General features: G+C 60.4%; 15 protein-coding genes and 1 pseudogene. 8 read left to right on the top strand and 8 right to left on the bottom strand.

What is annotated here, in order from left to right; all coding sequences use genetic code 11:
* Positions 1–228: 228 nt before the first annotated feature.
* Positions 229–2838 (bottom strand): annotated as a pseudogene (acnB, locus tag AYR47_RS23910) (bifunctional aconitate hydratase 2/2-methylisocitrate dehydratase).
* Positions 2839–3235: 397 nt separating this feature from the next.
* Between acnB and AYR47_RS23905 the strand changes: the two are divergent.
* Positions 3236–3706: a DUF1289 domain-containing protein gene (locus AYR47_RS23905; RefSeq protein ID WP_016979484.1), complete on the top strand. Its 471-nt coding sequence runs from the start codon at positions 3236–3238 to the stop codon at positions 3704–3706.
* Positions 3707–3709: 3 nt separating this feature from the next.
* Here the strand turns inward: AYR47_RS23905 and AYR47_RS23900 are convergent, their stop codons facing one another.
* Complete coding sequence (locus tag AYR47_RS23900; RefSeq protein ID WP_061437245.1) at positions 3710–4573, bottom strand: universal stress protein; 864 nt, start codon at positions 4571–4573, stop codon at positions 3710–3712.
* A 156-nt stretch (positions 4574–4729) separates the two neighbouring features.
* On the opposite strand from AYR47_RS23900, the gene AYR47_RS23895 reads away from it, so the two are divergent.
* Positions 4730–5332, top strand: coding sequence for a tRNA-(ms[2]io[6]A)-hydroxylase (locus tag AYR47_RS23895; RefSeq protein WP_016979482.1), 603 nt, complete (start codon positions 4730–4732; stop codon positions 5330–5332).
* On the opposite strand, the gene AYR47_RS23890 is transcribed toward AYR47_RS23895, so the two are convergent.
* On the bottom strand, positions 5288–6487 hold the full coding sequence (locus AYR47_RS23890; protein ID WP_033898479.1) for an MFS transporter: 1200 nt from the start codon (positions 6485–6487) through the stop codon (positions 5288–5290). The two genes, AYR47_RS23895 and AYR47_RS23890, sit on opposite strands and share 45 nt — an antisense overlap.
* 157 nt (positions 6488–6644) lie before the next feature.
* Between AYR47_RS23890 and AYR47_RS23885 the strand changes: the two genes are divergently transcribed.
* Both AYR47_RS23885 and AYR47_RS23880 read left to right on the top strand, forming a co-directional pair.
* Positions 6645–7352 (top strand): winged helix-turn-helix domain-containing protein, encoded by a 708-nt coding sequence (locus AYR47_RS23885; protein ID WP_028616383.1) that lies wholly within the window; start codon positions 6645–6647, stop codon positions 7350–7352.
* Positions 7353–8630 carry an ATP-binding protein gene (locus tag AYR47_RS23880; protein WP_033896639.1) on the top strand — a complete coding sequence of 426 codons (1278 nt, stop codon included), beginning with the start codon at positions 7353–7355 and terminating at the stop codon, positions 8628–8630.
* A gap of 6 nt (positions 8631–8636) precedes the next feature.
* Here the strand turns inward: AYR47_RS23880 and AYR47_RS23875 are convergent, their stop codons facing one another.
* The 4 genes from AYR47_RS23875 to AYR47_RS23860 all read right to left on the bottom strand — a co-directional run bounded on the left by AYR47_RS23875 (position 8637) and on the right by AYR47_RS23860 (position 15854).
* Complete coding sequence (locus tag AYR47_RS23875; protein ID WP_061437243.1) at positions 8637–12692, bottom strand: hypothetical protein; 4056 nt, start codon at positions 12690–12692, stop codon at positions 8637–8639.
* Between the two features lie 123 nt (positions 12693–12815).
* Positions 12816–13607 (bottom strand): MipA/OmpV family protein, encoded by a 792-nt coding sequence (locus AYR47_RS23870; RefSeq protein ID WP_082461374.1) that lies wholly within the window; start codon positions 13605–13607, stop codon positions 12816–12818.
* 17 nt (positions 13608–13624) lie between these two features.
* Positions 13625–15439, bottom strand: a complete 1815-nt coding sequence (locus tag AYR47_RS23865; protein ID WP_061437241.1) for a serine hydrolase domain-containing protein — start codon at positions 15437–15439, stop codon at positions 13625–13627.
* Positions 15440–15533: 94 nt separating this feature from the next.
* Positions 15534–15854, bottom strand: a complete 321-nt coding sequence (locus AYR47_RS23860; RefSeq protein WP_061437239.1) for a hypothetical protein — start codon at positions 15852–15854, stop codon at positions 15534–15536.
* Between the two features lie 91 nt (positions 15855–15945).
* Between AYR47_RS23860 and AYR47_RS23855 the strand changes: the two genes are divergently transcribed.
* The 4 genes from AYR47_RS23855 to AYR47_RS23840 are packed head-to-tail and all read left to right on the top strand — an operon-like array spanning position 15946 to position 22162.
* Complete coding sequence (locus AYR47_RS23855; RefSeq protein WP_033896635.1) at positions 15946–17067, top strand: AAA family ATPase; 1122 nt, start codon at positions 15946–15948, stop codon at positions 17065–17067.
* Positions 17064–17510 carry a bpX5 domain-containing protein gene (locus tag AYR47_RS23850; RefSeq protein ID WP_061437237.1) on the top strand — a complete coding sequence of 149 codons (447 nt, stop codon included), beginning with the start codon at positions 17064–17066 and terminating at the stop codon, positions 17508–17510. The genes AYR47_RS23855 and AYR47_RS23850 overlap by 4 nt, the downstream gene beginning before the upstream one ends.
* Positions 17497–19293 (top strand): hypothetical protein, encoded by a 1797-nt coding sequence (locus AYR47_RS23845; protein WP_061437236.1) that lies wholly within the window; start codon positions 17497–17499, stop codon positions 19291–19293. The genes AYR47_RS23850 and AYR47_RS23845 overlap by 14 nt, the downstream gene beginning before the upstream one ends.
* Positions 19286–22162 (top strand): bpX6 domain-containing protein, encoded by a 2877-nt coding sequence (locus tag AYR47_RS23840; protein WP_061437234.1) that lies wholly within the window; start codon positions 19286–19288, stop codon positions 22160–22162. The genes AYR47_RS23845 and AYR47_RS23840 overlap by 8 nt, the downstream gene beginning before the upstream one ends.
* Here AYR47_RS23840 and AYR47_RS23835 read toward each other — a convergent pair.
* Positions 22149–23048 carry a LysR family transcriptional regulator gene (locus AYR47_RS23835; protein ID WP_033896643.1) on the bottom strand — a complete coding sequence of 300 codons (900 nt, stop codon included), beginning with the start codon at positions 23046–23048 and terminating at the stop codon, positions 22149–22151. The genes AYR47_RS23840 and AYR47_RS23835 overlap by 14 nt on opposite strands.
* Positions 23049–23109 lie beyond the last annotated feature (61 nt).

Below are 23109 nucleotides of genomic sequence, written 5' to 3'. Positions count from 1 at the left end.
CCAAATCACTGTCGGATTACGGGCACACCGAGCCTAGGCGAGGTGCCGAGTGTTGGGGCAAGAGCCCTTTGGTTACTTTGGGGCTTTTCCAAAGTGACCCGCCGTAAGGGCGGAACCCATATCAGCCGTTACCCAAATAACGGATATGTACCCAGTCCCACCCATATCCCAGACATAAAAAAAACGCCGCGTACCTCACGATACGCGGCGCCTCTTCACATCAACACTTTAGGCCTGAATCACCGGAATGTTGGCGCTAGCTGCGATCTTGCGGAACTCAGCGATCTGGTCGAAGTTCAGGTAGCGGTAAACGTCACTGGCCATGGTGTCCAGTTTCGCTGCGTAGCCCATGTACTCTTCGACGGTCGGCAGGCGACCCAGGGTAGAGGCCACTGCCGCCAGTTCGGGCCGAAGCCAGGTAGACGTTAGCGCCGTCACCCAGACGGTTCGGGAAGTTACGGGTCGACGTCGACACAACGGTCGAATTCGGCTCTACACGTGCCTGGTTACCCATGCACAGCGAGCAGCCCGGCATTTCCATGCGTGCGCCAGCCTTGCCGTAGATGCCGTAGTAGCCTTCTTCGGTCAGTTGGTGAGCGTCCATCTTGGTCGGCGGCGACAGCCACAGACGAGTTGGCAGCTGACCCTTGACCTGCTCCAGCAGCTTACCGGCCGCGCGGAAGTGACCGATGTTGGTCATGCACGAACCGATGAACACTTCGTCGATCTTCTCGCCGGCAACGCTCGACAGCAGACGGGCATCGTCCGGGTCGTTCGGTGCGCAGAGGATCGGCTCGTTGATCTCGGCCAGGTCGATCTCGATGATTTCCGCGTATTCCGCGTCGGCATCGGCTTCCATCAGCTCAGGGTTCTTGACCCAGGCTTCCATTGCTTGGGCGCGACGTTCCAGGGTGCGTGGGTCGCCGTAGCCTTCACCGATCATCCAGCGCAGCAGGGTGATGTTGGAGTTCAGGTACTCGGTGATCGACTCTTTCGACAGCTTGATGGTGCAACCGGCAGCCGAACGTTCAGCCGAGGCGTCGGACAGCTCGAAAGCTTGTTCCAGCGTCAGGTCGTTCAGGCCTTCGATTTCCAGGATGCGGCCGGAGAAGGCGTTCTTCTTGCCTTTCTTCTCTACAGTCAGCAGACCCGACTGGATCGCGTAGTAAGGAATGGCATGAACCAGGTCACGCAGGGTGATGCCAGGTTTCATCTTGCCTTTGAAGCGCACCAGGATCGATTCCGGCATGTCCAGTGGCATAACGCCAGTGGCTGCGGCGAACGCGACCAGGCCAGAACCGGCCGGGAACGAGATGCCCATCGGGAAACGGGTGTGGGAGTCACCACCGGTACCGACGGTGTCCGGCAGCAGCATGCGGTTCAGCCAGCTGTGGATGATGCCGTCGCCTGGGCGCAGCGATACACCGCCACGGGTCATGATGAAGTCAGGCAGGGTGTGGTGGGTGGTCACGTCGATCGGCTTTGGATAGGCCGCGGTGTGGCAGAACGACTGCATGACCAGATCGGTCGAGAAACCCAGGCACGCCAGGTCTTTCAGTTCATCACGGGTCATAGGACCGGTGGTGTCCTGGGACCCCACGGTGGTCATTTTCGGTTCGCAGTAGGTGCCAGGACGAACGCCTTTGCCTTCTGGCAGACCGCAGGCCTTGCCGACCATTTTCTGTGCCAGGGTGAAGCCTTTGCCGGTGTCGACAGGCGCCTCTGGCAGCTTGAACAGATCGGTTGGGCCCAGGCCCAGTTCGGCACGGGCCTTGTCGGTCAGGCCGCGACCGATGATCAGCGGGATACGGCCGCCGGCGCGGACTTCGTCCAACAGTACCGGGGTCTTCATTTCGAAGGTGGTGATGACTTCGTCGGTGCCGTGTTTGCAGACTTTGCCAGCATGCGGGTACAGGTCGATCACGTCGCCCATGTTCATGTTGGTAACGTCAAACTCGATTGGCAGTGCGCCCGCATCTTCCATGGTGTTGTAGAAGATTGGAGCGATCTTGCTGCCGAAGCAGAAGCCACCGGCGCGCTTGTTCGGCACGTACGGAACGTCGTCGCCGAAGAACCACAGGACGGAGTTGGTGGCCGATTTACGCGACGAACCCGTACCGACCACGTCACCGACGTAGGCGATCGGGAAGCCTTGGCCGCGCATTTCTTCGATCTGCTTCATCGGGCCGGTCTTGCCTTGCTCGTCCGGCACGATGCCTTCACGGGCCATTTTCAGCATGGCCAGGGCGTGCAGCGGGATGTCAGGACGGGACCAGGCATCGGGAGCAGGGGACAGGTCGTCGGTGTTGGTTTCGCCGGTGACCTTGAACACGCGCAGGCTGATCTTGTCGGCCAGGGTAGGGCGGTTGCTGAACCACTCGCCGTCGGCCCAGGACTGGATCACGGCTTTGGCGTGTTCGTTGCCGTTCTTGGCTTTTTCAGCCACGTCGTGGAACGCGTCGAACATCAGCAGGGTGTGCTTGAGTTGGGCGGCGGCGACCGGAGCCAGAGTGGCGTCGTCCAGCAGCTCAACCAGGGTCACGATGTTGTAGCCGCCTTGCATGGTGCCAAGCAGTTCAACGGCGCGTTGCTTGCTGATCAGGGGGAAGTGGCTTCGCCCTTGGCCAGGGCAGACAGGAAACCGGCCTTGACGTAGGCAGCTTCGTCAACGCCTGGTGGAATGCGATTGGTGATCAGGTCAACGAGGAATTCTTCTTCGCCAGCCGGAGGATTTTTCAGCAGCTCGACCAGGCCTGCGGTTTGTTCGGCGTTAAGCGGCTGGGGAACGATACCCAGGGCTGCACGCTCTTCGATATGTTTGCGGTAGGCTTCAAGCACAGTTATTACCCTCATCAGTGGTCCCACGGGACGCTCATCCAGAAATGAACGGCACGCATGCGCTCGGGGGCTTTTTGGGCCGCAAAGCCAGCGCTGCCGGCATTCCTCACAGAAGCTGCTTTCAAAGTTTTACGCCTGCAGAACGGAGCTGATGAGGGTTGGCGAGGGCTCTGACCTACCGAGTCATTAACCATCGCCAACACCGTTCTGAAGGAACGACTGTGCTCGTGACGCTTTGAAAACAGCTTCCAGCGGATTATTGGCGCCTTACAAGGCCGGATGATTCTACGGCAAAAAAAATCTAAAGGTAAGTTGCCTAACCAAGTTTGCTGGGTGATCAAGCTTAGACAAAGGGCTAACATGGCGCATTGTTTCGCTGATTTGCGTGTCGTTGCCCATGTCCAACCAAACTATCAAGACCCCTTGCGTCGGCCTGTGCTCCACGGTCTACGGCGATCTCGTGTGCCGTGGCTGCAAGCGCTTCCACCACGAAGTGATCCAGTGGAACGGCTACGGCGAAGAGGAAAAACGTGCGGTCTGGCTGCGCTTGGAGCAGCTGCTGGTGCAGGTGATGGCCGGCAAACTGGAGGTTTTTGACCCCAAGACCCTGCGCGGCCAACTGGAACAGCGCAAGATCCGCTTCGTGCCGCACCAGTCCGAATACTGCTGGGCCTACCAGTTGATCGCCCGCGGGGCTCGGGTGATCAATAATCTGGAGGCCTATGGCATGGTGCTGTTGCCCGAGTTTCGCGATTGGCCCTTGCCGGACCTGCGCGATGCCATTGATCGGGAGTTCTTTATCCTCTCCGAAGCCCACTACCAGCGCTATATCGCGCCGGGGTTTCTCAAGGATGCGTTTGGCGCGTAGCTGTCAGGCTTTGGTGGCCTGTTCCACCAGACGGTCCATCACTTCTTCTGGCTTGAGCACCAGCACATCGCTTTCCAGCGTATCCAGCACGACCTCTGCGGTGTTGCCGATCAGTGCCCCGGAAATACCCGTGCGACCCACGGTGCCGATGATCGTGACCGCCGCCTGTAGCTTGTGGGCGAGATGCGGTATCAACACGTCCGCCGGTCCTTCCTCGATATGCAGGTGTTTGTCGTCCACGTCGAACTCCGCCTGAAACGCCCTGCATTGCTCGCGATAACGCGCCTCGATGGTTTCCTTGAGCTGAAAGGTCGGGTCCGCCGCCGACAGCATCGGCGACGGATGGGCGCTGATCACATGCAACTGCGCCTTGGCCAGGTGGGCGATATCAAAGCCATGGTCAATGATCGAATTGTGCAATGAGCGGTGCTCACCGTCGGTATTGCCCACATCGATCGCCGCCAGGATCACCCCGCCAGCCCACGGCGTAGCGGTCTTGACCAGCAATACCGCCGTCGGGCAATAACGCAGCAACTTCCAGTCCGCAGGCGTCAACAGCGCCTTTTTCAATGGACTGACCGGGAAATGCTGCTTGATCACCAGCCCACAGCCTTCGGCCTGCTGCACGTCGATAATGGTTTCATGCAGGCTGGCATTCCACGCCTGCTCGGTGCTGACGCTGTAGCCGTCCTCTTGCAAACCGGCCTTGAGCAGCGCCAGCAGCGCCGAGTGCTCATGCTTTTTGTCGCAGACCAGCAAATGCAGGTGCGCGCCGGTGACCCCGGCAATCAGCTTGGCACGCTTGAGGGCCAGGCTTTCCGAATGCTCGGGTTCGATGATCACCAGGATGCTGCGGATGGCTTGCATGATCGGGATCTCCATAAAAAAGGGCGGGGGCCTGGAACAACTATAGTTGCTGGCGAGCGCACGTCATGTTGATGCACATCAAGGCCGGTGGCTGGTGGTCTGCGGCGGGGTCGGTATAATCGCCGGCCTTTTGTGATCCTTTTGCCCGTGAGCCCGATGAACCTGCCCGAAATCCACGAATTCCTCGGTTGCCGCACCCCTGACGCCTGGGTCCAGGCCGCGCTGGCCGATCAGGACACCCTGCTGATCGACCACAAGAACTGCGAATTCAAAGCCGCCAGCACCGCCCTTAGCCTGATTGCCAAGTACTACAGCCATGTGGACCTGATCAACATGATGTCGCGCCTGGCCCGTGAAGAGCTGGTGCACCACGAACAAGTCATGCGCTTGATGAAAAAACGCAAGGTCGAGTTGCGCCAACTGAATGCTGGTCGCTACGCCTCGGGTTTGCGCAAAGTAGTGCGCACCCATGAACCGGTCAAGCTGGTGGACACGCTGGTGGTGGGCGCGTTTATCGAAGCACGCAGTTGCGAGCGTTTCGAAGCATTGGTGCCGCATTTGGACGAAGAACTCGGGAAGTTCTACTTCGGTTTACTGAAAAGCGAAGCGCGGCACTTCCAGGGTTACCTCAAGCTGGCCTACCAGTACGGCGACGCCAAAGACGTCGCCCAGGTGATCGAGCGGGTGAGGGCGGCCGAGCAGGAACTGATCGAGTCACCCGATATCGAGTTCCGCTTTCACAGTGGCGTGCCAGCCTGAGGCCACGGCCACGCCGATCAGCGCGGTGATCCCGGCCAGCAACAGGATCACCGACTGCGTGCCCAGCGGTGCCGCCAACAGCGCAATTGCAAGGCCCGCCAAGGGTTGCGGCAGGTTGTTGAGTAAGGTGATCACACCTACGGTCTTGCCGAAGTCCTGCACGGGAATCACCCGCTGACGGGTGCTGCGCAGGTAGACGTTGAACATCTTGTCGAAACCGGTGACCAGCAGGAAACCCACGGCGTACAGCCACACGCCGGGGCTGACCGCCATGATCACCGCACCGACCGCAATCATCGAATACGACAAGCCGCCTAGCACCTTCAGCGGCAGCCCGGCCCGCGCCAGGTAAAACAGAATCCCGATGGTCACCAAGGCGCCGGCTGCCTGCAGCAGGGCGTAGGCGTCCTTATCCTGTGCAAATTGGCCCGTCACCATCGCCGCAGACGTGGCCAGCGTGACGCCAACGATCAGGTTCACGCCCACGGCCAGGGTGATGATCCGCTTCAGTTCCGGCAGTCGGCGGATATGCCCGAAGGCAATCTTCAATGGCCGCAGCCAGATATCCCGGTGCTGTTCGAAGGTTTCCAGGCTGACGGTGCTGGAGCGTTGCCACAGCCGCATCGCCAGGTCGGCCAACAAGAACAGCCCGGCCACCCCGAGGACGACCCAGTGCCAGGCCCACACATCCAGCATCAGCGCCGCCACCAGCGGCCCGAGCACCAGCCCGCTCTGGTCGGCGATCTGCGAATAGGACAGCGTCTTGGCGTAGCTGTAGTGGGGGAAGACATGGGGCATCAGCACTTCCCGTGCCATGATGCCCTGGGTAGTCAGCACGCCGCAGAGCGCCGAGAGCAGTACGATCCAGACGATGCCGTCGAATACCCCGTACAAAACCACGGCCGTCACACAGGCCAATGCCCGGTAAACCTGGCTGATATGCAGGATGCGCACCGGCGCGAACTTGTCGCACACTGCGCCACACACCGGGAACGCGAGATAACGCGGCAGCGACTCGATAAAAAACGCCATCCCGGCCCAGGCCACGCTCTGGGTGGTCTGGAACACGATCAAGGGCACGATAAACAGTAGAATCTGGTCCGCCAGCCGCGACAGGAACAGCGAAACAAAGAACGCCAGGTAATCCTTGCGCATACAACTCCCTGTGGATGGCGTTAAAGATTGCAGGGTATTTGTTAAAAACTCTTAAAAGCATGAAGCTTCGTCGGCCAATGCTGGCCAGCTGCTTTAGTTGCCCAGCTTGCCACCTATAATGCCCGCTCTTCAATCCGTGTCTGCAAACTGAGAACTTATGGAAAACCTGGGGCTGGGCAAGGTCTTGCTCGTTGAAGACGACGAAAAACTGGCAGGGCTGATCGCGCACTTTCTCGCGCAGCATGGCTTTGAGGTGCGCGTGGAGCACCGGGGCGACGAGGCCCTGGCCGCGTTCCTGGAGTTCAAGCCGAAGATCGTCGTACTCGACCTGATGCTGCCCGGCCAGAGCGGGCTGCATGTGTGTCGCGGGATTCGCACGGTGTCCGACACGCCGATCGTGATCCTCACGGCCAAGGAAGATGACCTGGACCACATCCTTGGCCTGGAGTCCGGTGCCGACGATTACGTGATCAAGCCGATCAAGCCCCCTGTGTTGCTGGCACGCTTGCGTGCGTTGCAACGACGCCAGGCGCCGGAGCCGACTGTGCGCGGGTCGCTGGCTTTCGGGCGGCTGGCCATCGATCGCAGTTGCCGGGTGGTCAGCCTGGGGGACGACAAGATCGACCTCACCACGATGGAGTTCGAACTGTTGTGGTTGTTGGCCAGTAACTCGGGGACGATCCTGTCCCGCGATGACATCCTCAACCGCATGCGTGGCATTGCGTTCGACGGCCTCAACCGCAGTGTCGATGTGTACATCAGCAAACTGCGCGGCAAGCTCAACGATAACCCGCGCGAACCGGTGTGCATCAAGACCATCTGGGGCAAGGGCTATCTGTTCAATCCGTTCGCGTGGGAGGCCTAGATGCTGCGGCTCTATATTCGCCTGTACATCATCCTGGCGCTGGGGCTGGCGGGGGCGATCTGGCTGGTCAACTACACCTTTGATGAGCTGCTGCCCGAAGCCAATGAAACCTATAACCGCGAAGCCCTGCGCGGCCCGGCGTATGGTTTGGTCGAGCAGTTGCGGCCCTTGCTCGGTGACGCCCGTCAGGCGCGCCTGAGCGAGCTGCAACCGCATTACGGCCTGCACCTCAAACTGGTGCAGCGCGATGAGTTGGCGCTGGACCAGCGTGAGCAACAGTTGCTGGCGGCCGGCCAGTTGGTGGTGCGGGGCGACTTCATGGAGTTCATCGCCAATATCGATGGCGGCCCGCAGTTGCTCAATATCAAGCTGCCCGACGAGCCGAAATGGCTGTACTTGTGGGCCTACAGCCTGCTGGGCTTGAGCCTGGCGATCGTGCTGTATTTCTGGGTGCGCCCGCATTGGCGCGACCTGGAGCACATCCGCCTGGCCGCCCAACGTTTCGGGGATAACGATCTCAGTTCACGCATTCTGCTGCCACGCCGTTCCACCGTGCGTTCGCTGGCCGGGCACTTCAACCATATGGCCGAGCGCATCGAAAGCCTGATCGCCAACCAGCGCGAACTCACCAACGCTGTGTCCCACGAATTGCGCACGCCGATTGCGCGCCTGTCGTTCGAACTTGACCAGCTCAAGCAACAGGCCGATCCACGCCAGCGTGGCGAATTGATCGCGGACATGTATGCCGACCTGGGCGAGCTGGAAGAAATGGTGTCCGAGTTGCTCACCTACGCCAGCCTGGAACGCGGTGCCACCCAGGTCACCCGCGAAAGCATCGAGGCCCACAGTTGGCTCGACAGTGTGATCGGCAGCGTGGCCCTGGAGGCTGAAGCAGCGGGCATCCAACTGTCGTTGCGTACATGCGAGGTGGACTATATCCAGATTGAGCCGCGCTTCATGGCGCGTGCGGTGATCAACCTGTTGCGCAACGCCATCCGTTACGCGGAGCGTCGTGTGGAAGTGTCGCTGGTCAAGTTTGGCAGCGGCTATGAGGTGCGGGTGTGTGACGACGGCCCTGGCGTACCGGAAGAAGGTCGCTCCAAAATCTTCCAACCTTTCATGCGCCTGGACGCCAGTCGCGACCGCCGCACCGGCGGCTTTGGCCTGGGCCTGGCGCTGGTGCAGCGGGTGTCGCAGTGGCATGGCGGCCAGGTGCAGGTGCTGGATTCGGAGTGGGGCGGGGCCTCATTCCGAATGACCTGGGCGTATGCCGAGTAATCCTGTTCAGGGAAGGAATTTGACGGGTTTGTAGTAAACGGGCAGTTGCAGGACTATCGGTCGCTGCCCGGCATCAGCAATGTTGACGTCAGTAAAGGTGCCGTGTTTTTTATTGATTTGAGGTTTGAATTTTTCAATAAACTCATGTTGTATTTTTTGCTCTGCGTGCGATGAAGCATAGGCGTCAGTCACCTCGGGAGCCTTGTTTTTCAAAGCATCGATATAAGCTGTTCGTTTAGACTCGACAAAAGTTGGATTGAAGTCAGCAGTCACAGTGCCTTCGAACGCCTTGACGGGTCTTTTGATTTCTTTTTGCATGAGACGCCCAAACGATTTACTCCCCCCTTCGGCGGAGTGACATATAAGCAATCGAGTGTTATCAAACGTTGATGGGTCATAGCCTTTCAATTTCAGAGCCTTCACCAAGTCGCCTGGCGAGTATTCCTTTTTATTTATAATGATGGTCGCGGCGTTCTTCCCGAATAGTTTGTTTCCCGGCTCATAAGGTTTGCCATGGGCTGCGATGTTCAGTCGCTTGGTGTTTTTGTACTCATCGACGAAAACATAAACTTCGTTGTCAATGACGTTGAATTTCTTCATGTTGCTGCCCAGCTGGATCACATTGTCGCGCCCCAGCCCGATGTCCAGCGCGGTATGTTTACCTACATTGGCAGTATTGGATGCGCTCGGCAGGGTATCGTCGAGCCAGGTTGAAACGTTCGGTTGGAAGTTTTCAAGTGGCTTTCCGTACAGTCGATTATTCACGGGATCTACCGCAAAAAATTTACCTGTTTTTGCATCGGCAGCGGCCGGAGTCGATATTTCGGTCAGGCCTTTCTTATAAGTACCCTCTGCAATATCCGGACGACGGGCCGTCTTGGGAAAATTGTACGAGCCGGTTCGCCCCGGTCGAAGGGTATTCAAACGGTTTGCCACGCTCTCGGAGGTTGAGGCTGCCACCTGCTCAAACAGTTTTTTACCCACAGGTTTTCCGGCGGTTTTTGCCAAGCTTCCCAGTGGTTTTACCGATCTCGCAGCCTTGCCAAATCCAGCCGTTGTCGCATACATGACGCCGTCAAATATAAGTTCCGAAGCAACTGCCAGCCAGTCTCCCTTGATTGCATTTCTGGCAAGCGAGACGAAGGGAATGGAGCCCAGCAACAGTTCCTGGTTTTTCTCGAACTCATCGTCTTCCTTGTCGAATTGAGTGATGTGGCGCGTAGCGGCAACCAGTTCTTCGAGGCTCGCAGGGCCAAGGGTGTGTCTGGACAATAATTCACCGAGAAATTGGCTGCGGTCGCTGGTATACGAAGCTGGGTTAGTGAGGTGGGGGGGCGGCGTGGCTGTTAATTTGCTTTTGTCTTTTTCCTCCAGGCTGAACGTCTCAATTGCAGTGTTTGAATACCTCTCGCCGCCCAGAAAACCAGGATCCTCTTTGATCCACTGGCCTTGTGGCCCCGGCTTAAAGTCGGAGTCCAGATCTTCGCGATGTTTAATATAGTTTTGCTGTAGGCTGATTTCGTAAAATTTTACGTTGGCGCCGTGTGTGGACTTGATGATGAGTGAACGCCTGTCCTGGGCTTGTTCGGGTGTCTTGCGATCATGATGTAGCGTGGCGCCTGGTACATAACTGGTGTGTTTAATAACCGTTCCTTCGAAGTAAGGGACGAGCTCTCCGTATTCCAGCTGTTTGCGATCCTCAAGGGGAAGTTGTGCAATCAGGTGTTTGGTGCGGTTGACAAGACCCACTTCTCTTCCCAGCTTGTAATTGGCGACTGCGATTCGGTGCCGATTATTGATGTCCGGTAGTTGACCAAGGTAGTCGGGCGCGCTTCCCATCACCTGGTTGTTTTCACGCGACCTCCATCCGTTTTCTTCAGGGTTGTTAATGTAAACATCCAGCAACGAATAGGGCCCCAAGGTGACGTGCATGGGGCCGCTGTCCAAGGCGTTTTTTTGTCGGATACTCGGGTTCGATAAAATCGCGCGCTCAAACGACACATTGGTTAAATGCTCGCTGAGTACCGCCAGTGCCATGTCTTTCTGCATTGGAAGCGGGGCGGTCAAGTCGTTGGAGACCTTTCTCAGTGATTCCATGACGCTGGCAAACGTTTCCTGTGCCTTGTTGAGCTGCTCTGGCGAGTAAGTTGCGTCAGGCGAGGCCGGTAAAATACCGTGCACCAATGCCCAGTCGATTAGCGTTTCGCGCTTGGCTTCACTCAGCAGTGCAGCGTCTTCTTCCGAAACTGGGTCGATCGCCGCGTATTTGAGCACCTCGGGGAAACTCAACGAAGAACTGCTTCCGGGGCTCTTGGCTTCGATCAGCGCCACCGTTGTCTTCAGGAGGAACCAGGCCGGAGAGCCATAGGTCACTTCAGCGGGAACGTCTTTGACCAACAATTCGGGTGCTGCGCTCGACAGCAAGAGGTGGGCCCCGACAGGTGCCATCTCTTGTGTGCAGCGGTGACTTTCTGTCAGATGGTCAATCAGGCCTTGCTTGATGTCATTCAACGGTTTGCCGTAGAAGCGTTCATCAGCCAGATTGAACTGGGCTGTCTGATTGCGTTTGGGGGGCATCAAGGTGTTATCGGAATCCAGCCCTGCCACCATCGCACCCATGACCCAGTCTCGGCTGCTGGGGCTTTCAATTGCGCCCATCTTTTTTTGCAGGGCATTTTCCAGGGCAAGGGCTTTGGGCGAGTCGAGAATATCCGCAATGACGTTGCGCGGATCAGTCAGCTCAGAACGGGTCCAGTGGCGGTGTTTAGTCAGGTAGGTAAATGCCCCGCCTCGAATCTCCAACAGTGTCTGAGCGTCAAGCCCTGGCAGGTTAAGGTTGTTATAGCGGACGTTGCTGTACAGCTGTCTTTTTTCTGGTTGATCAAGCGGTGCCTGCCAGCCCATGGCGCCAGTGAGGTTGCCGTTGGGGAGTGCGGGTAATGGCCCTCGCCTCAGGGATTGAATCAAGTTACTTATATCGTCTTTTGTCTGAGGTACAAACCAGCCGTTGTCGACGATGAACTGCTTGAGCGTAACCTTTGATTCAGGTGTCAGTTGCTGGTCCTGAAAGTACCAAGAGGCAGGGTCGATCTTTAGCTCTGTATTTTCCAGAGTTGCCGCAATCGAGGCCTTCTCCTGGCGAACGGTTTGTTCCGGAGTGGGGCGTACCCCCAAAAAGGTTGGGTCCGTGTAGGAGGTTGCAGCGTCTGCGCCGAGCGATAGCAAGGCAGCGTCAAGACTCTTGGATAAAAGCGTTATGTTTTGAATGTCGCCCCTTTCATATCGTTGATTCTCGAGCGCCACCTCCCCACGCATTTCAAATGTGTCGGGCATTGCAGATGTATCGGGGTGCGGGAACGCGCCAGCCTGTTTTAATTCGATTGCCCTTTGTTGCAGCGCATTCTGGGTATCGGGAACGGTTTCTCCGTAAAAGGCCGCCACCTCCTCAATGTGTGCAGAACGTGCGGCGTGCACATCGGGTGACGATTGACCTGCCGGGGTCACGCTGACTGACGTCCTGCCGCTGCTCAGGGTGTTAGCGGCTTGCATGATCAGCGACCAGGAGGCTGGCAGCGATAGTCCATCACCAAAGCCGGCACCGAATGTACGTGGCAGCGACGCGCTGATGTTGGCGGGCGCCGAGGGAGTGGGTTTCAGGGTGGCACTGATAAAGCCTGGCCGGGAGTTCCGAGAAGGGAAGATTCGTACGGGCTTGGTCAAATCAATACGATTGTCGTCAGCCCATTGTTTGAAGTCGTCACTTGCCACCAAGGTGTCGAGGTGCTGGCGCCATTGTCCAAATGTGCAGTCGCTGGGGATCGGCTCAATGCCCGTGATAACACGGGTAAAAAGGGGTGGCGTGTTCGCTGCGCTAGACAAGGCATTGGCGTAGAGATTTTTGAGTGCTGCATCGGCCTTGAACCTGGGTGTCTCAGCGATCAGTTTTTCAAGCGCTGATGGCTCGGTTTGCGGTTGGGTCGATGCAGGAGATTCAGTGCGCTCGTGCTCATTTGAGCTGATGGACGACGCTTGTAGAGGGCGAGACAATGCTGGCACGGTCATTTGGACATTCTCAAGGGTTGGCAACAAGGCAGCAGGGAAGGAACCTGACTACTTTTTGTGTCCAACCTCTGGGAGCGGTTCATGACCGATGTGTAAATAAATACCTCTCGGTGATCCGTACAGTCAGAAGCTGTATTCCAGCACGCCCATTACCGATGTTTGCAACCGCCGCTCCACAATCGGACTTTTCCCCGCTTCATCCGCCAGGTACTGCACATCCAGCAAGGTCGAGAACTGGGTGTGCTCGCTGATCGGCAGGCTCCATACCAGGTTCATACCATTGCTGATATTGCCCGCACCCGCCTTGTAGGCTTTGAAACGGCTGCGGGCCGCTTGGTCGGTGGTCACGCCGTACCAGGTCTGCAGGTAGTCACGGTCACCGAAATGGCTGCTGAGGCTGGCGTCGACAGAGCCGAAACGACCTTCATACAGGTTGGTGCCCAGGCTCAGTTCCAGGTGGGTGAATGCTTTGCCGCTGTCCTTGTGGTCATCTTCCTTGAGGGCATGTTCCAGCGTGGCGCCGACAATCATGCCGCCCAGGTTGTAGCTGGCACTCACACCCAACTGCGGGCGTGACTTGATTTCGCCCATGCCTTTCAGGCGTTTGGAGCCCAGGTGCATGGATTCGTTTTTGTCTTTGCGTGATCCACTGGCGCCGACATAAGCACTGAAGCTCAAGGCATTGCCTTCGTAGCCCCAGCCCAGGCCCTTGTCAGTGTCGAGGAAAATCCCCCAGGGGCTGACGATGGCGCCGCCGAATACTGGGGCGGTCATGCGTTCGTCGCTGCCGCTGTAGCGGGGCAGGTTGGCCACGCCGGCCTTGAGGCTGTAGGTCCAGTCCTCAGCCAGCACGCTGTTGGCGCCCGCGAGCAAACACAGTGAGGTCAGGGACAGGCACAGATTTTTTGGGTTCATCAGGGTTTTCATGTCGGTTAGAAACTCAAGGGTGGATGGGTACGTTTGAAGGAGTAGCCCGAAGCGCTCAGGCCATTGATCTGGCGGCTGACGGTGTCACCCAGGCCATAGCCGTTCCCGGCGAGTACGGCATGGGCGTTGTCCACCGGCAGCAGGATGTAGTCGGTCAGTGGCTCGTCGTGCAGTTGGCCGCGAATCACCAGGAAGCCTTCTTCGAGGCGCACGCTGATGCCGCTCAATGGCGCATCGGGTTCATGGGTGTTGAGTACTTGGTAGGTGCCGACGGTGTCGGCCCAAGCCAAGGGCAGTGGCGGCGGGTCGATGCGTTCGCCGATGGGGATGCGCTGGCCATGACTGCGCGCCGTGAGCATCTGCCGGCCTTGCACGGTGATGACGTCGAGTTGTACCTGGCCCAGTTCGCCGAGGTCCTTGAGCCAGAAACCGAAGAGTTTCTTCTGGGCGCGCAGCCAGCCTTGATCGTCACGCAACAGTTCGAAGTTGAAGCCGGCGAGTTCGCCGCGCAGCCTCTGGTCATCATCTTTGATGCGGAACACGCCCCAGGCGGTGGCGTAGAACCCGGCCAGGCGCTGACGGTCGATGGCGGCCGGCACCTGGCGCAGCTTGAGCCCATGACGGGGTGCCTGGCAGTCATCGCTGCATACCTGTTCGCCGGTTTGCGCCTGAAGCATCAGGCGCAAGGCATCCGTGGCTAGTGTGGCGACCAGGTCTTCGGCATTGCTGTCGTTGGCCATGATGATTACGGCCAATTGATGGTCCGGCAGCAGGGTCAACTGTGCGGCGAAATCATCGCCACCCCCACTGTGCTGATAGGTGCGCACCCCTGGGCCGATCGGCTCGTCACCGCAGGGGGCCAGAAACCACGCCAGGCCGATCTGGCAATCGAAGTCCAGGGCATTGCCGGTGTTTTGCTGGGTGAACATTTCATCGATGGAGCGGCTGGCCATCACCCGATTGCCCTTGTAGAGGCCTTCGGCAAACAGCATCTGCACGTAATGGCTGAGGTCCCTGGGGCTGGCCCACAAGCCGCCGGCGGCGATGTCACGCAGTTGCGCATCGGTACTGGCGACGCCTTCCTGGTAGCCCTGGGCGCGATAGCCGATTTGCGCGGCGGTCCCGACAAAGCTCGCATGGTCCATCTCCAGCGGTTTGAGCAGGCTATGTTGCAATTGGGCTTCAAACTCCTTGCCGCTGCTGCGCTCGATGGCCGCACCCACCAGCGCATAACCCAGGTTGGAGTAGGCCACTTGTGTGCCGGGTGGGGTGCTCAGCCAGACGCCGGACAGGCGCATTGGCATCTGCCCCATGGCGTAGCTGTTGCGCAGGTCACGCAGGTGTTCACTGGGCAAGCCGGACTGATGGCTGAGCAGGCGACGCAAGGTGATGTCGCGGTCTGCGGCGTGTTGGTCGACGTGGAAGCGCGAGCGCACATAGAATTCGCGCAGGGTTTGCTGGATCGGTGCGTCCAGTGCCAGTCGCTGTTGTTCAACCAGTTGCAGGGCCGCGCTGGCGGTGAGCAGCTTGGAGATTGCGCCGGCCCGAAAGGCGGTGTTTGGCGTCACCGGCAAGCCCTTGGCTTTGTCGGCCATGCCGAATCCGCGAGCCCAGATCAACTCCTGGCCGTTGACCAGCGCAATCGACAGGCCCGGAATGTTGTCCTGGGCCATGTCCCGCGGGATCCGGGTTTGCAGGTAACGGATGATCGCGCTGTAGTCGCCCTTCGGAATTGACGGCGGGGCAGGTGACTGCCCGTGGCAGCCAATACTGCCCAACAGGCAACCGAGCAACGGAAGACCGCGCAATGTGCGAAGCATGACGAGCACCCGACAGGTGGTTTGGAGGCTCGAATGCTAGAGCTGCGGTGCTCGACGGTCTTTGACAGCTTTGTCGATAAACTGTCAAAGACTGTTAACGGAGCACTCCGTGACGTTCATGCCATTCGGCGATCGACTCTTCTGGGTATTCATCGAGCTGCAGGTCGCCCTTGCGCAAGGTGACGTCTACCCAGGGCGCCTTGGATCCGAGCATCAAGTGCGTATGCTCCGGTTGCACCGGCAATGGCGTGTCGATAACCGAGGCAAATGGATGGGGCAGCTCCGGCCATTCCGGGCTGAACACCCACAGCGCGCTGCCGCATTGCGAGCAGTAGCAACGCTGGTAGGGGTAAGGGGGGGCACTGTTCAGTGCTGAACGTGACGGCGCCGAATGGCAGGATCTTTCAAGCTGCATGGGCTGACTCCTGATCAGAGTGTGTAACAACACTTTTCTAATACCTTAGCCTCAGGCAAGATCCTCCGCTTTGGTTTCAGGGAAGACGCCCATGATTGCTCAATTGCAAAGCGCTGCCGCGCAAATCCGCCACGCCGTGCGTGCCGCCACCGAAGGCTTGGTCGGGCGTGAGCAATTGGCCGAATTGATTGTGCTGGCCGCCGTGGCCCAGGAGCACATCCTGGTGATCGGGCCGCCCGGCACCGCCAAGAGTGCGGTGGTGCGCCGCGTCGCGCAGTCCATGGGCGGGCGTTACTTCGAGTACCTGCTTGGGCGCTTCACCGAGCCGTCCGAATTGTTTGGCGCGGTCGACCTGAAAAAACTTCGCGAAGGCACGGTGGAAACCGATGTCAGCGGCATGTTGCCGGAAGCCGATATCGTGTTTCTTGACGAGGTCTTCCTGGGCTCCACTGCGATCCTCAACACGTTATTGGGTGTACTCAACGAGCGCCGTTTCCGCCGGGGTCATACCCAGGTGCAATGCCCGCTGCGCGTGTGCGTCGGCGCCGCCAACGGCCTCCCGGATGATGAAGCGCTGGCGGCCTTTGGTGACCGCTTCTTGCTGCACCTGTTTGTCGAGTCGGTGCCGGACAACCAATTGGAAGCCATGTTGGCCGGTGGCTGGCAGTCCGAGCAGCGCCCGGTGCAACAGTTGCTGGGTCTCGCGCAACTGGACACGCTTGGCCATGCGTTGAAAAACGTCGACCTGACCGCCGTGCGTCCCGCCCTGGCCCAGGCCATTCGCCGTTTGCGCGAGGCCGGTATCCAACTGTCCGACCGACGCATCGTCAAATCCCAGCGCCTGATCGCCGCTGCCGCATTGCTCGGCGGTCGCCTGGAAGCCAGCGACGCCGACCTGTGGCCGCTGCTCTATGTACTGCCGACCCAGGCCACCCAGCAACAGGGTCGTGAGGTGTTGCGTGACCTGTTTGCCGCGTCCAGCAACAGCCATCTGTTCAGCGCGGTGGAAGAGGCCACGTTGCAGCCGATGTCACGTTTGAATCGCCTGCTGGAAACCGCCGAAGACTACCTCGCCCGTAGCGAGCCGCCGACCAGTACCGTGCTTGAAGGCCTGTTGCGCGAGATCGATGCCAACTTCAACAGCCAGACCATGCCCGAGCCGTTGCAGCAGGCGCGGGGGCAACTCACGCGTTTGCTGACCCCCGCCGAATGAGTGCGTTGAGCCACCCTTGGCGCTGGCGCTCACGCCAGGCACCTGCCGAGGCACAAGCCGCCGTGGCCTGGGGCGATGCGGCACGCCGGATGCTTAGGCGCCTGGCGTTGCTTGAGGCTGAACACGCCGCGCGTCTGCACGCCACGGCCAACGCTGAGGTGTTGGTGGTGACCGGCGCGACGGCTGATCTGCCGTGGGTCGACGGCGTGGCGTACGCCGCCCCCAGCGCCAGTGCGCCACACCTCTGGTTGCCGACCAGTTGGGAGCCGGATGTGCCCCAGGACTTGCTGGGCCAGGCCTTTTCAGCGCGCTTCAAGCGTTCGCCCTTGCTGGTGTGGCGTGAACCTGCGGCGGTGATCCCGCTGGACCGCTTGCTGGTCGTGTCGCCTGACCATCTGCAACGTATCGCTGATTATTGGGGAGTCACCCATGCAACTGCCTGAGGCGCTGCAACCCTGGCGGCAATGGCTGGAATGGTTTGCCCCGGAACATTTGCCAGTGTTCGCCGACCTGCTGGGTCGTCTCAACCCGCTGCTCGGTCCACTGCGTGGCCTGCACCAGGGTGGCGTGCCGGAGCCCGATGGCCTGGGCGACCTGCACCGGCGCGGCCCCTATGAGCGGTTGCTGTCCAGCGAATGGCTGCTGGCCGATGAAGTGCCGGATGAGTTCCTGCGCCGGGCAGTGGGCGGCGAGCATATGTTCCTCGCCCCGCAGTACCGCGCCCGTGAGGCGAACCGCCTGATCGTGGTGTTGTTCGACGCCGGCCCCCTGCAACTGGGCGCTGCACGCCTGGTACACTTGGCGTTGCTGATGTTGCTGGCGCGCCGTGCGCAGGAGGCGGGGGCGCAATTGCGCTGGGGCATTCTGCAGGGCACGCCGGTGTTGCAGGAGCTGGACTCGGCGGCGCAGCTTACGCGCTTGCTCGAAGCCCGTACCTACGAGGTCGTCAGCGACAACCATTGGCTGGCTTGGCGTGACACCTTGGCCGAACAGACGGTTGGAGAGTGTTGGGTGGTCGGCCAGCGCTTGCCGCCGACCGATTCCACCACTTGCACCCACCGCGTGCAGATTACGCGCAACCTGGACGGCCGCAGCCTGTCTTTCGCTTTGCAGTCGCGGCGCGTGTCGCTGCCGATGCCCGACGAGCAACAGGCGGTGCGCCTGCTCAAGGGGCAGTTCGATAATGCCGTGCATACTCCGGCGCCAAGCGCTGCCGGGCGGGTGGCGCGGGTTGCGTTGACATTGCCGCCCGTCATCTCCGGCTCCGGCAACTATGTCGCCCTGCGCCTGCTCGACGAACACGGCATGGCGGTGATCAAGCTGCCCAACAAGAACCAGAAAAAAACCCTCGAAGTGCGACGTCGCCTGTGGGGCAAACACCAGCATGTGTTTGCAGCCGCCTTCAACTATCGCAGCCTTGGGGCGGTGCTCGGTGATGGCAACCTCCTGACCTTCTGGAATATCCCCGGCCTGGTTTCTGCCAACAAGCCCGCGCGCGAAGAGCTGCACCTGCCACCGGGCACCGCGACCTTTCTGCCCGCAGTGTGGCTGCGTGGTCAACAGTCGGAACGCGTGTATTTACTCGATACAAACGGTCAGCTCGCCCACTGGCAGCGCCCCGGTCATGAACCGAGAGCCGCGAATTTTTCGGTGACGAACAATGTCATGGGGCTGGCGCAGCTGAATGCGTTGTTGTTGGTCTACGCCCGCAGCGAGGCCGGGCAACTGGTGGCGTACCCCGCAACGGCCTCCGGTGTCCGCAGTTCCGGCTACGCAGTCGGTGCGGCTGCCGGAGTCAGCCAGATACTGTTCGCCAGTACCGCCCATTGGAAGCACGCCTTTGGCGGTTGCGCATTACTCACTCACCATGATGGCCGCCAGAGCTGGCGCCTGGTGACCCACGACAGCTTCCCCGCAAAAAGGGCGCAGATCGACCTGGCGCCTGGCTGGAGTGCTATCGGCCTGCATCATCAGGTGGCTGCGCAGGAGCGCTATTCACTGGTCCTGCTGGGCCCCAACCAGCACACCATTGGCCTGTACTCAGAAGGCCAACAACAAACACTGTTCACCACCTCGGCACCGATTGCCCGTGCGAGTTTCTGTCCCATGAGCGGGCTGGTGGCGGTGCTGACCACGGCGCGGGAGTTACTGGTGTTCAACGTCACCGAGCGCGCCATGCGCTTGCAAGTCATGTGCGACCTGAAACAAGAGCCTGCCCATGCGTGAGCAAGAACCCCTGCTGATCCGCCGCCCGCTGCTGACTGGGCACCAGTCCATCGACGGCGTGTGGCTGCCTGCCGAGCGTTTCACTTTGCAGGAGCGGGCCCGCCTGATCCTGGAGCACTGGCGCGCGGGCGCCGTCGCCTACCGGTTTGCCGACGGTGATGGGGTGCAGTTCAGTACACCCGTCGCATTGGATTGCCAAACCCTTGCCGGCTGGCCGCTGGTCCGCCAGGGGCGTGGGTTGTGTTCGGCACAGCTGACCGCTGAAGAGCTGCGTGCGTTACCCGCCGCCGACCTGTGGCTGGTGCGCGGCAGCCAGGTTCACGCCTTGCAGTTGCGCGACGCCGAGGCCCTCGAGCCGGGGTTGTGGCTGGAGATCAGCGCGTACACCTTGCTGGATACCTTCGATTGCCATGCGCCGATTGTGCCTGTGCTGCCCGCGCCGGATATCATCGATGTGCGTGAGATCCTCGGTGGCCTGGCGCCGGTCAGCCCCGAGCAGGAAGGTGTGATCCGCGCGTTGCTGGAGCGTCAACAGCCCGCGCCGAAAGCCGCGTCTCCCAAGGCCACTCGGCAATGGGCCAGCGAGGAGCCCGCGCAGTACCCGGCGTTGAAACTGGGCGCCACCCTGGCGTTGGTGGCCGGGTTTATCTGGATGGCCACCCAAGGCCAATCCAAACCCTTGACGCCGGTTCCGGCCGCGACCACTGAAGACATCAGCGGCGTGATCCTGGGCATGCTGCTGAGCGCTATTGTGTTCACCGCCGTGTTGATGGGCATCAACAAATTCCTGCGCCGAGGTGTACAGGCCGTCAGCGCCGTGCCTTCAGCGCCGGCTGATCCTGGCATCGCAGAACGGGCCAAACCGGCCCGGCATAAACCGTCCGCCTGGCGCCGTTGGCTGACCCGCCTGACCGAGCACTCAAAACTGTCCAGGCTGTACGGCAAACGCCAAGCCGCCTACATGCAGCGCATGCTGGAGATGTTCGAGGACGGTGATTTTGCCGAAGCCTTACGCCATGCCATCCCTTTGGGTGGCCAGGAGTCGAATGCTGAACAGAATTTCGGCACGCCGCAGCGGCGCCAGGACCTGACCCTCAGCCAGCAGAGCGGGTCCGGCCGTGCGTACCATTTCGAACAAAGCCTGACCGAGCATCTGCGCGAGGTCTATCGCCGCTCCTACGAACGCCTGGCGCGCGAGAACCGTATTGAAGAAGCGGTCTTCGTCCTCGCGGAACTGCTCAAGGAGCGCCAGGAAGCCCTCGACTACCTGGAAAAGCACGCGCGCTACCAACAGGCTGCCGACTTGGCCCTGGCCTGGGACATGCCGTCGGCGGTGATCGTGCGTCTGCTGTGCCTGGCCGAGAACTGGCAGCGTGCCTTGCTGGTGGCGCGGCGTGACGATGCATTTGCCGATGCCGTGGTGTTGCTCCAGGCCAAGCAGCCGCAAATTGCCGAGCGCTTGCGCCTGGAATGGGCTGAATCGCTGATCGCCAAAGGCCTGTGGCTGCAAGCCGTCGAGGTGGTGTGGAGCCTGCCGGATGAGCGCCCGCGTGCGGCTCAATGGCTGCTGGATGCTGAAGCGGCCGGTGGACGGCTGGCGATGGGCGCCTTGGTCAAACGCGCGATTCTGCTGCCGCAGACCCTGGAGGCTTACGGGCCCTGGATCGAACAATTGCGTGACGATCCCGACCGTTACGCCGAGCGCGATGCCCTGGCGCAGGCGCTGCTGGCGCACAAGTCCGACGCCGCTGCACTGCGTTGGCTGGCCGGCGCGACGGTGCACGCGGTGCTGGCCGACCAGCTCAGTGGTCACGGGGGGTTGAACTTCAATCAGCTGCAATCGCTGGTCAAGATGAGCCGCGATAAATGCTTGCAGGCGGACTTGCCTGGTCAGGCGCTCAAGCGTCCTGCCCGGCGCTCGTTGGTCCGTGTGGACGATGCGCTGGAGTGGACCGCTCCGACCCAGGGCAGCCGACCGGTCTACGACGCGGTGTCGTTGGATGACGAGCGTTATCTGGTGGCACTGGGCGAGGCCGGTGCGGTGGTGACGGATGCCAGCGGCAAGACCCTGTATCACTTCGCCGTTCCGGCCCAGCGGATTGTCCTGGCCCACAGTCGGCAGATGGCGCTGGTGCTGACCCGCCGTGACAGGGTGTGGCGCATCAGCAAGCTCGACCTGGTCAACCGTACCGCCACCGACCTGGGCGTGCAGGTGCTGGACGTGTTCGCCGAGCAGTTTGACGGCAGCACCTGGACCCTCGGCCAGGGCCGGCAACTGCGCGTGGTGGACGTGGACCGCAACTTTGAAACCCTGTGGCACGTCAGCGACTTGCCGGGCACGCTGCGCGCGCTCAAAGGTGATGAGCGCAATGAGTTCCTCTGGCTCTACAACCCGCGTGATGGCGTCGAACGCTGGCACTACCGCTTGCCTGAGCGTCGGCTGGCCGGGCGTGAGCCGGCGTCAACGCAGTCGGAGGAGAACCACGCGCTGTACTGTGCGCTTGATCAAACCATCGAGTACGCGATCAGGTGCCGCGATGACGAAGAGCCGACGCTGATCCTGGATGTCGCGGGCAACCGCAAGGGTTATCGCCTGCCGGGCTGTGACGAAGGTTTCTTCGACGGCGACCCGGTGCGCATCGCCCTCGATGCTGACTGGCTGGTGTTCGGCTATATCGCTGGCGAACGCGACACGCGCTGGCACTTTATCCATCGCGCCAGTGACCACCTGTGTGCGGTGCTGCATTGGCCCCGCTACGAAGTGAACATCCGTCGCAGCGGGGAGGGCTGGCTGTTATTCGATGACCAGGGGCGTTTGAGCCATATCACCGTGGACGGTGCACGTCTGCGTAACCTCAGCCTGCACTGACCGAGTCCGGCATCAACGTGGCAATCAATGCACGAATGGTGCCGGGCAACGCCTCCAGTTCCCGCACCAGGATACTGCGCTCACGGATCGCCCAGGGTTCGTCCAGCTTCACCGCCACCAATTGCATGGTGCGGCTGTGACGCACGGCGGCCGACTCCGGAATGATCCCGATCCCCACACCGGCTTCGACCATCCGGCAGATCGCCTCGAAGCTCGACACCTGGATACGCAGCGACAAATGTTTGCCGAGCCGCTCGACGTGCTCGCGCAGGAAACTCAGCAAGGTGCTGCCTTCGTGCAGGCCGATATGCTGGTAGGCGAGGGTCTGTTCCAGCGTGACCGAGGGTTGTTCCGCCAAGGGGTGGCCGACCGGCACCATCAACACCAGCTCATCGGTGCTGAAATGCAACACCTGCAAGCCCGAGGCTTCCACGGGGCCGGCGATGATGCCCATGTCGCTGGTGCCATCCAGCACGCCGCGCACGATATCGCGGGAGAGTCGTTCCTGCAGGTCGACGGTCACGCCGGGACGTTGTGACAAGAAGCCCGCCAGCACCTCCGGCAAGAACTCGGTGACGGCCGTGGTGTTGGCAAAGATGCGGATATGCCCGGCCGAATCCACACCGTATTGGGTGAATTCGCTCTTGAGGTAATCCACCTGGCGCATGATCAACCGCGCATGGTGCAGCAAACGCTCACCGGCCGGGGTGATCTCCACGCCACGGCTGTCGCGGTACAGCAGGCGGGTGTCGAGTTGCCCTTCGAGCGCCTTGATCCTTGCGCTGGCTGCGGCCGGCGAGAGGAACGCGCGCTTGGCGCCCTGGGTCAGGCTGGGGGATTCGGCGATATGGATAAACAGCCGCAGGTCGGCCAGATCGAAGTGCATGAAAGGCTCCCGGTACAGGATGGCGGCGTTCAGCATAACCGAACGCCGGTTTATTGAAATG

The sequence above is a fragment of the Pseudomonas azotoformans genome, from assembly GCF_001579805.1.
Lineage (GTDB): Bacteria > Pseudomonadota > Gammaproteobacteria > Pseudomonadales > Pseudomonadaceae > Aquipseudomonas > Aquipseudomonas azotoformans_A.
The sequence above is the reverse complement of the archived record's forward strand: the minus strand, read 5'-3'. Positions and strand labels throughout refer to the sequence as shown.

Coding starts and splice junctions, on each gene's coding strand:
- AYR47_RS23845 (WP_061437236.1), top strand. CDS start 17,497: ATGCAACTGCCTGAGGCGCTGCAACCCTGGCGGCAATGGCTGGAATGG.
- AYR47_RS23895 (WP_016979482.1), top strand. CDS start 4,730: ATGAACCTGCCCGAAATCCACGAATTCCTCGGTTGCCGCACCCCTGAC.
- AYR47_RS23885 (WP_028616383.1), top strand. CDS start 6,645: ATGGAAAACCTGGGGCTGGGCAAGGTCTTGCTCGTTGAAGACGACGAA.
- AYR47_RS23880 (WP_033896639.1), top strand. CDS start 7,353: ATGCTGCGGCTCTATATTCGCCTGTACATCATCCTGGCGCTGGGGCTG.
- AYR47_RS23835 (WP_033896643.1), bottom strand. CDS start 23,048: ATGCACTTCGATCTGGCCGACCTGCGGCTGTTTATCCATATCGCCGAA.
- AYR47_RS23860 (WP_061437239.1), bottom strand. CDS start 15,854: ATGCAGCTTGAAAGATCCTGCCATTCGGCGCCGTCACGTTCAGCACTG.
- AYR47_RS23900 (WP_061437245.1), bottom strand. CDS start 4,573: ATGCAAGCCATCCGCAGCATCCTGGTGATCATCGAACCCGAGCATTCG.
- AYR47_RS23865 (WP_061437241.1), bottom strand. CDS start 15,439: ATGCTTCGCACATTGCGCGGTCTTCCGTTGCTCGGTTGCCTGTTGGGC.
- AYR47_RS23850 (WP_061437237.1), top strand. CDS start 17,064: ATGAGTGCGTTGAGCCACCCTTGGCGCTGGCGCTCACGCCAGGCACCT.
- AYR47_RS23840 (WP_061437234.1), top strand. CDS start 19,286: ATGCGTGAGCAAGAACCCCTGCTGATCCGCCGCCCGCTGCTGACTGGG.
- AYR47_RS23875 (WP_061437243.1), bottom strand. CDS start 12,692: ATGACCGTGCCAGCATTGTCTCGCCCTCTACAAGCGTCGTCCATCAGC.
- AYR47_RS23870 (WP_082461374.1), bottom strand. CDS start 13,607: ATGAACCCAAAAAATCTGTGCCTGTCCCTGACCTCACTGTGTTTGCTC.
- AYR47_RS23890 (WP_033898479.1), bottom strand. CDS start 6,487: ATGCGCAAGGATTACCTGGCGTTCTTTGTTTCGCTGTTCCTGTCGCGG.
- AYR47_RS23855 (WP_033896635.1), top strand. CDS start 15,946: ATGATTGCTCAATTGCAAAGCGCTGCCGCGCAAATCCGCCACGCCGTG.
- AYR47_RS23905 (WP_016979484.1), top strand. CDS start 3,236: ATGTCCAACCAAACTATCAAGACCCCTTGCGTCGGCCTGTGCTCCACG.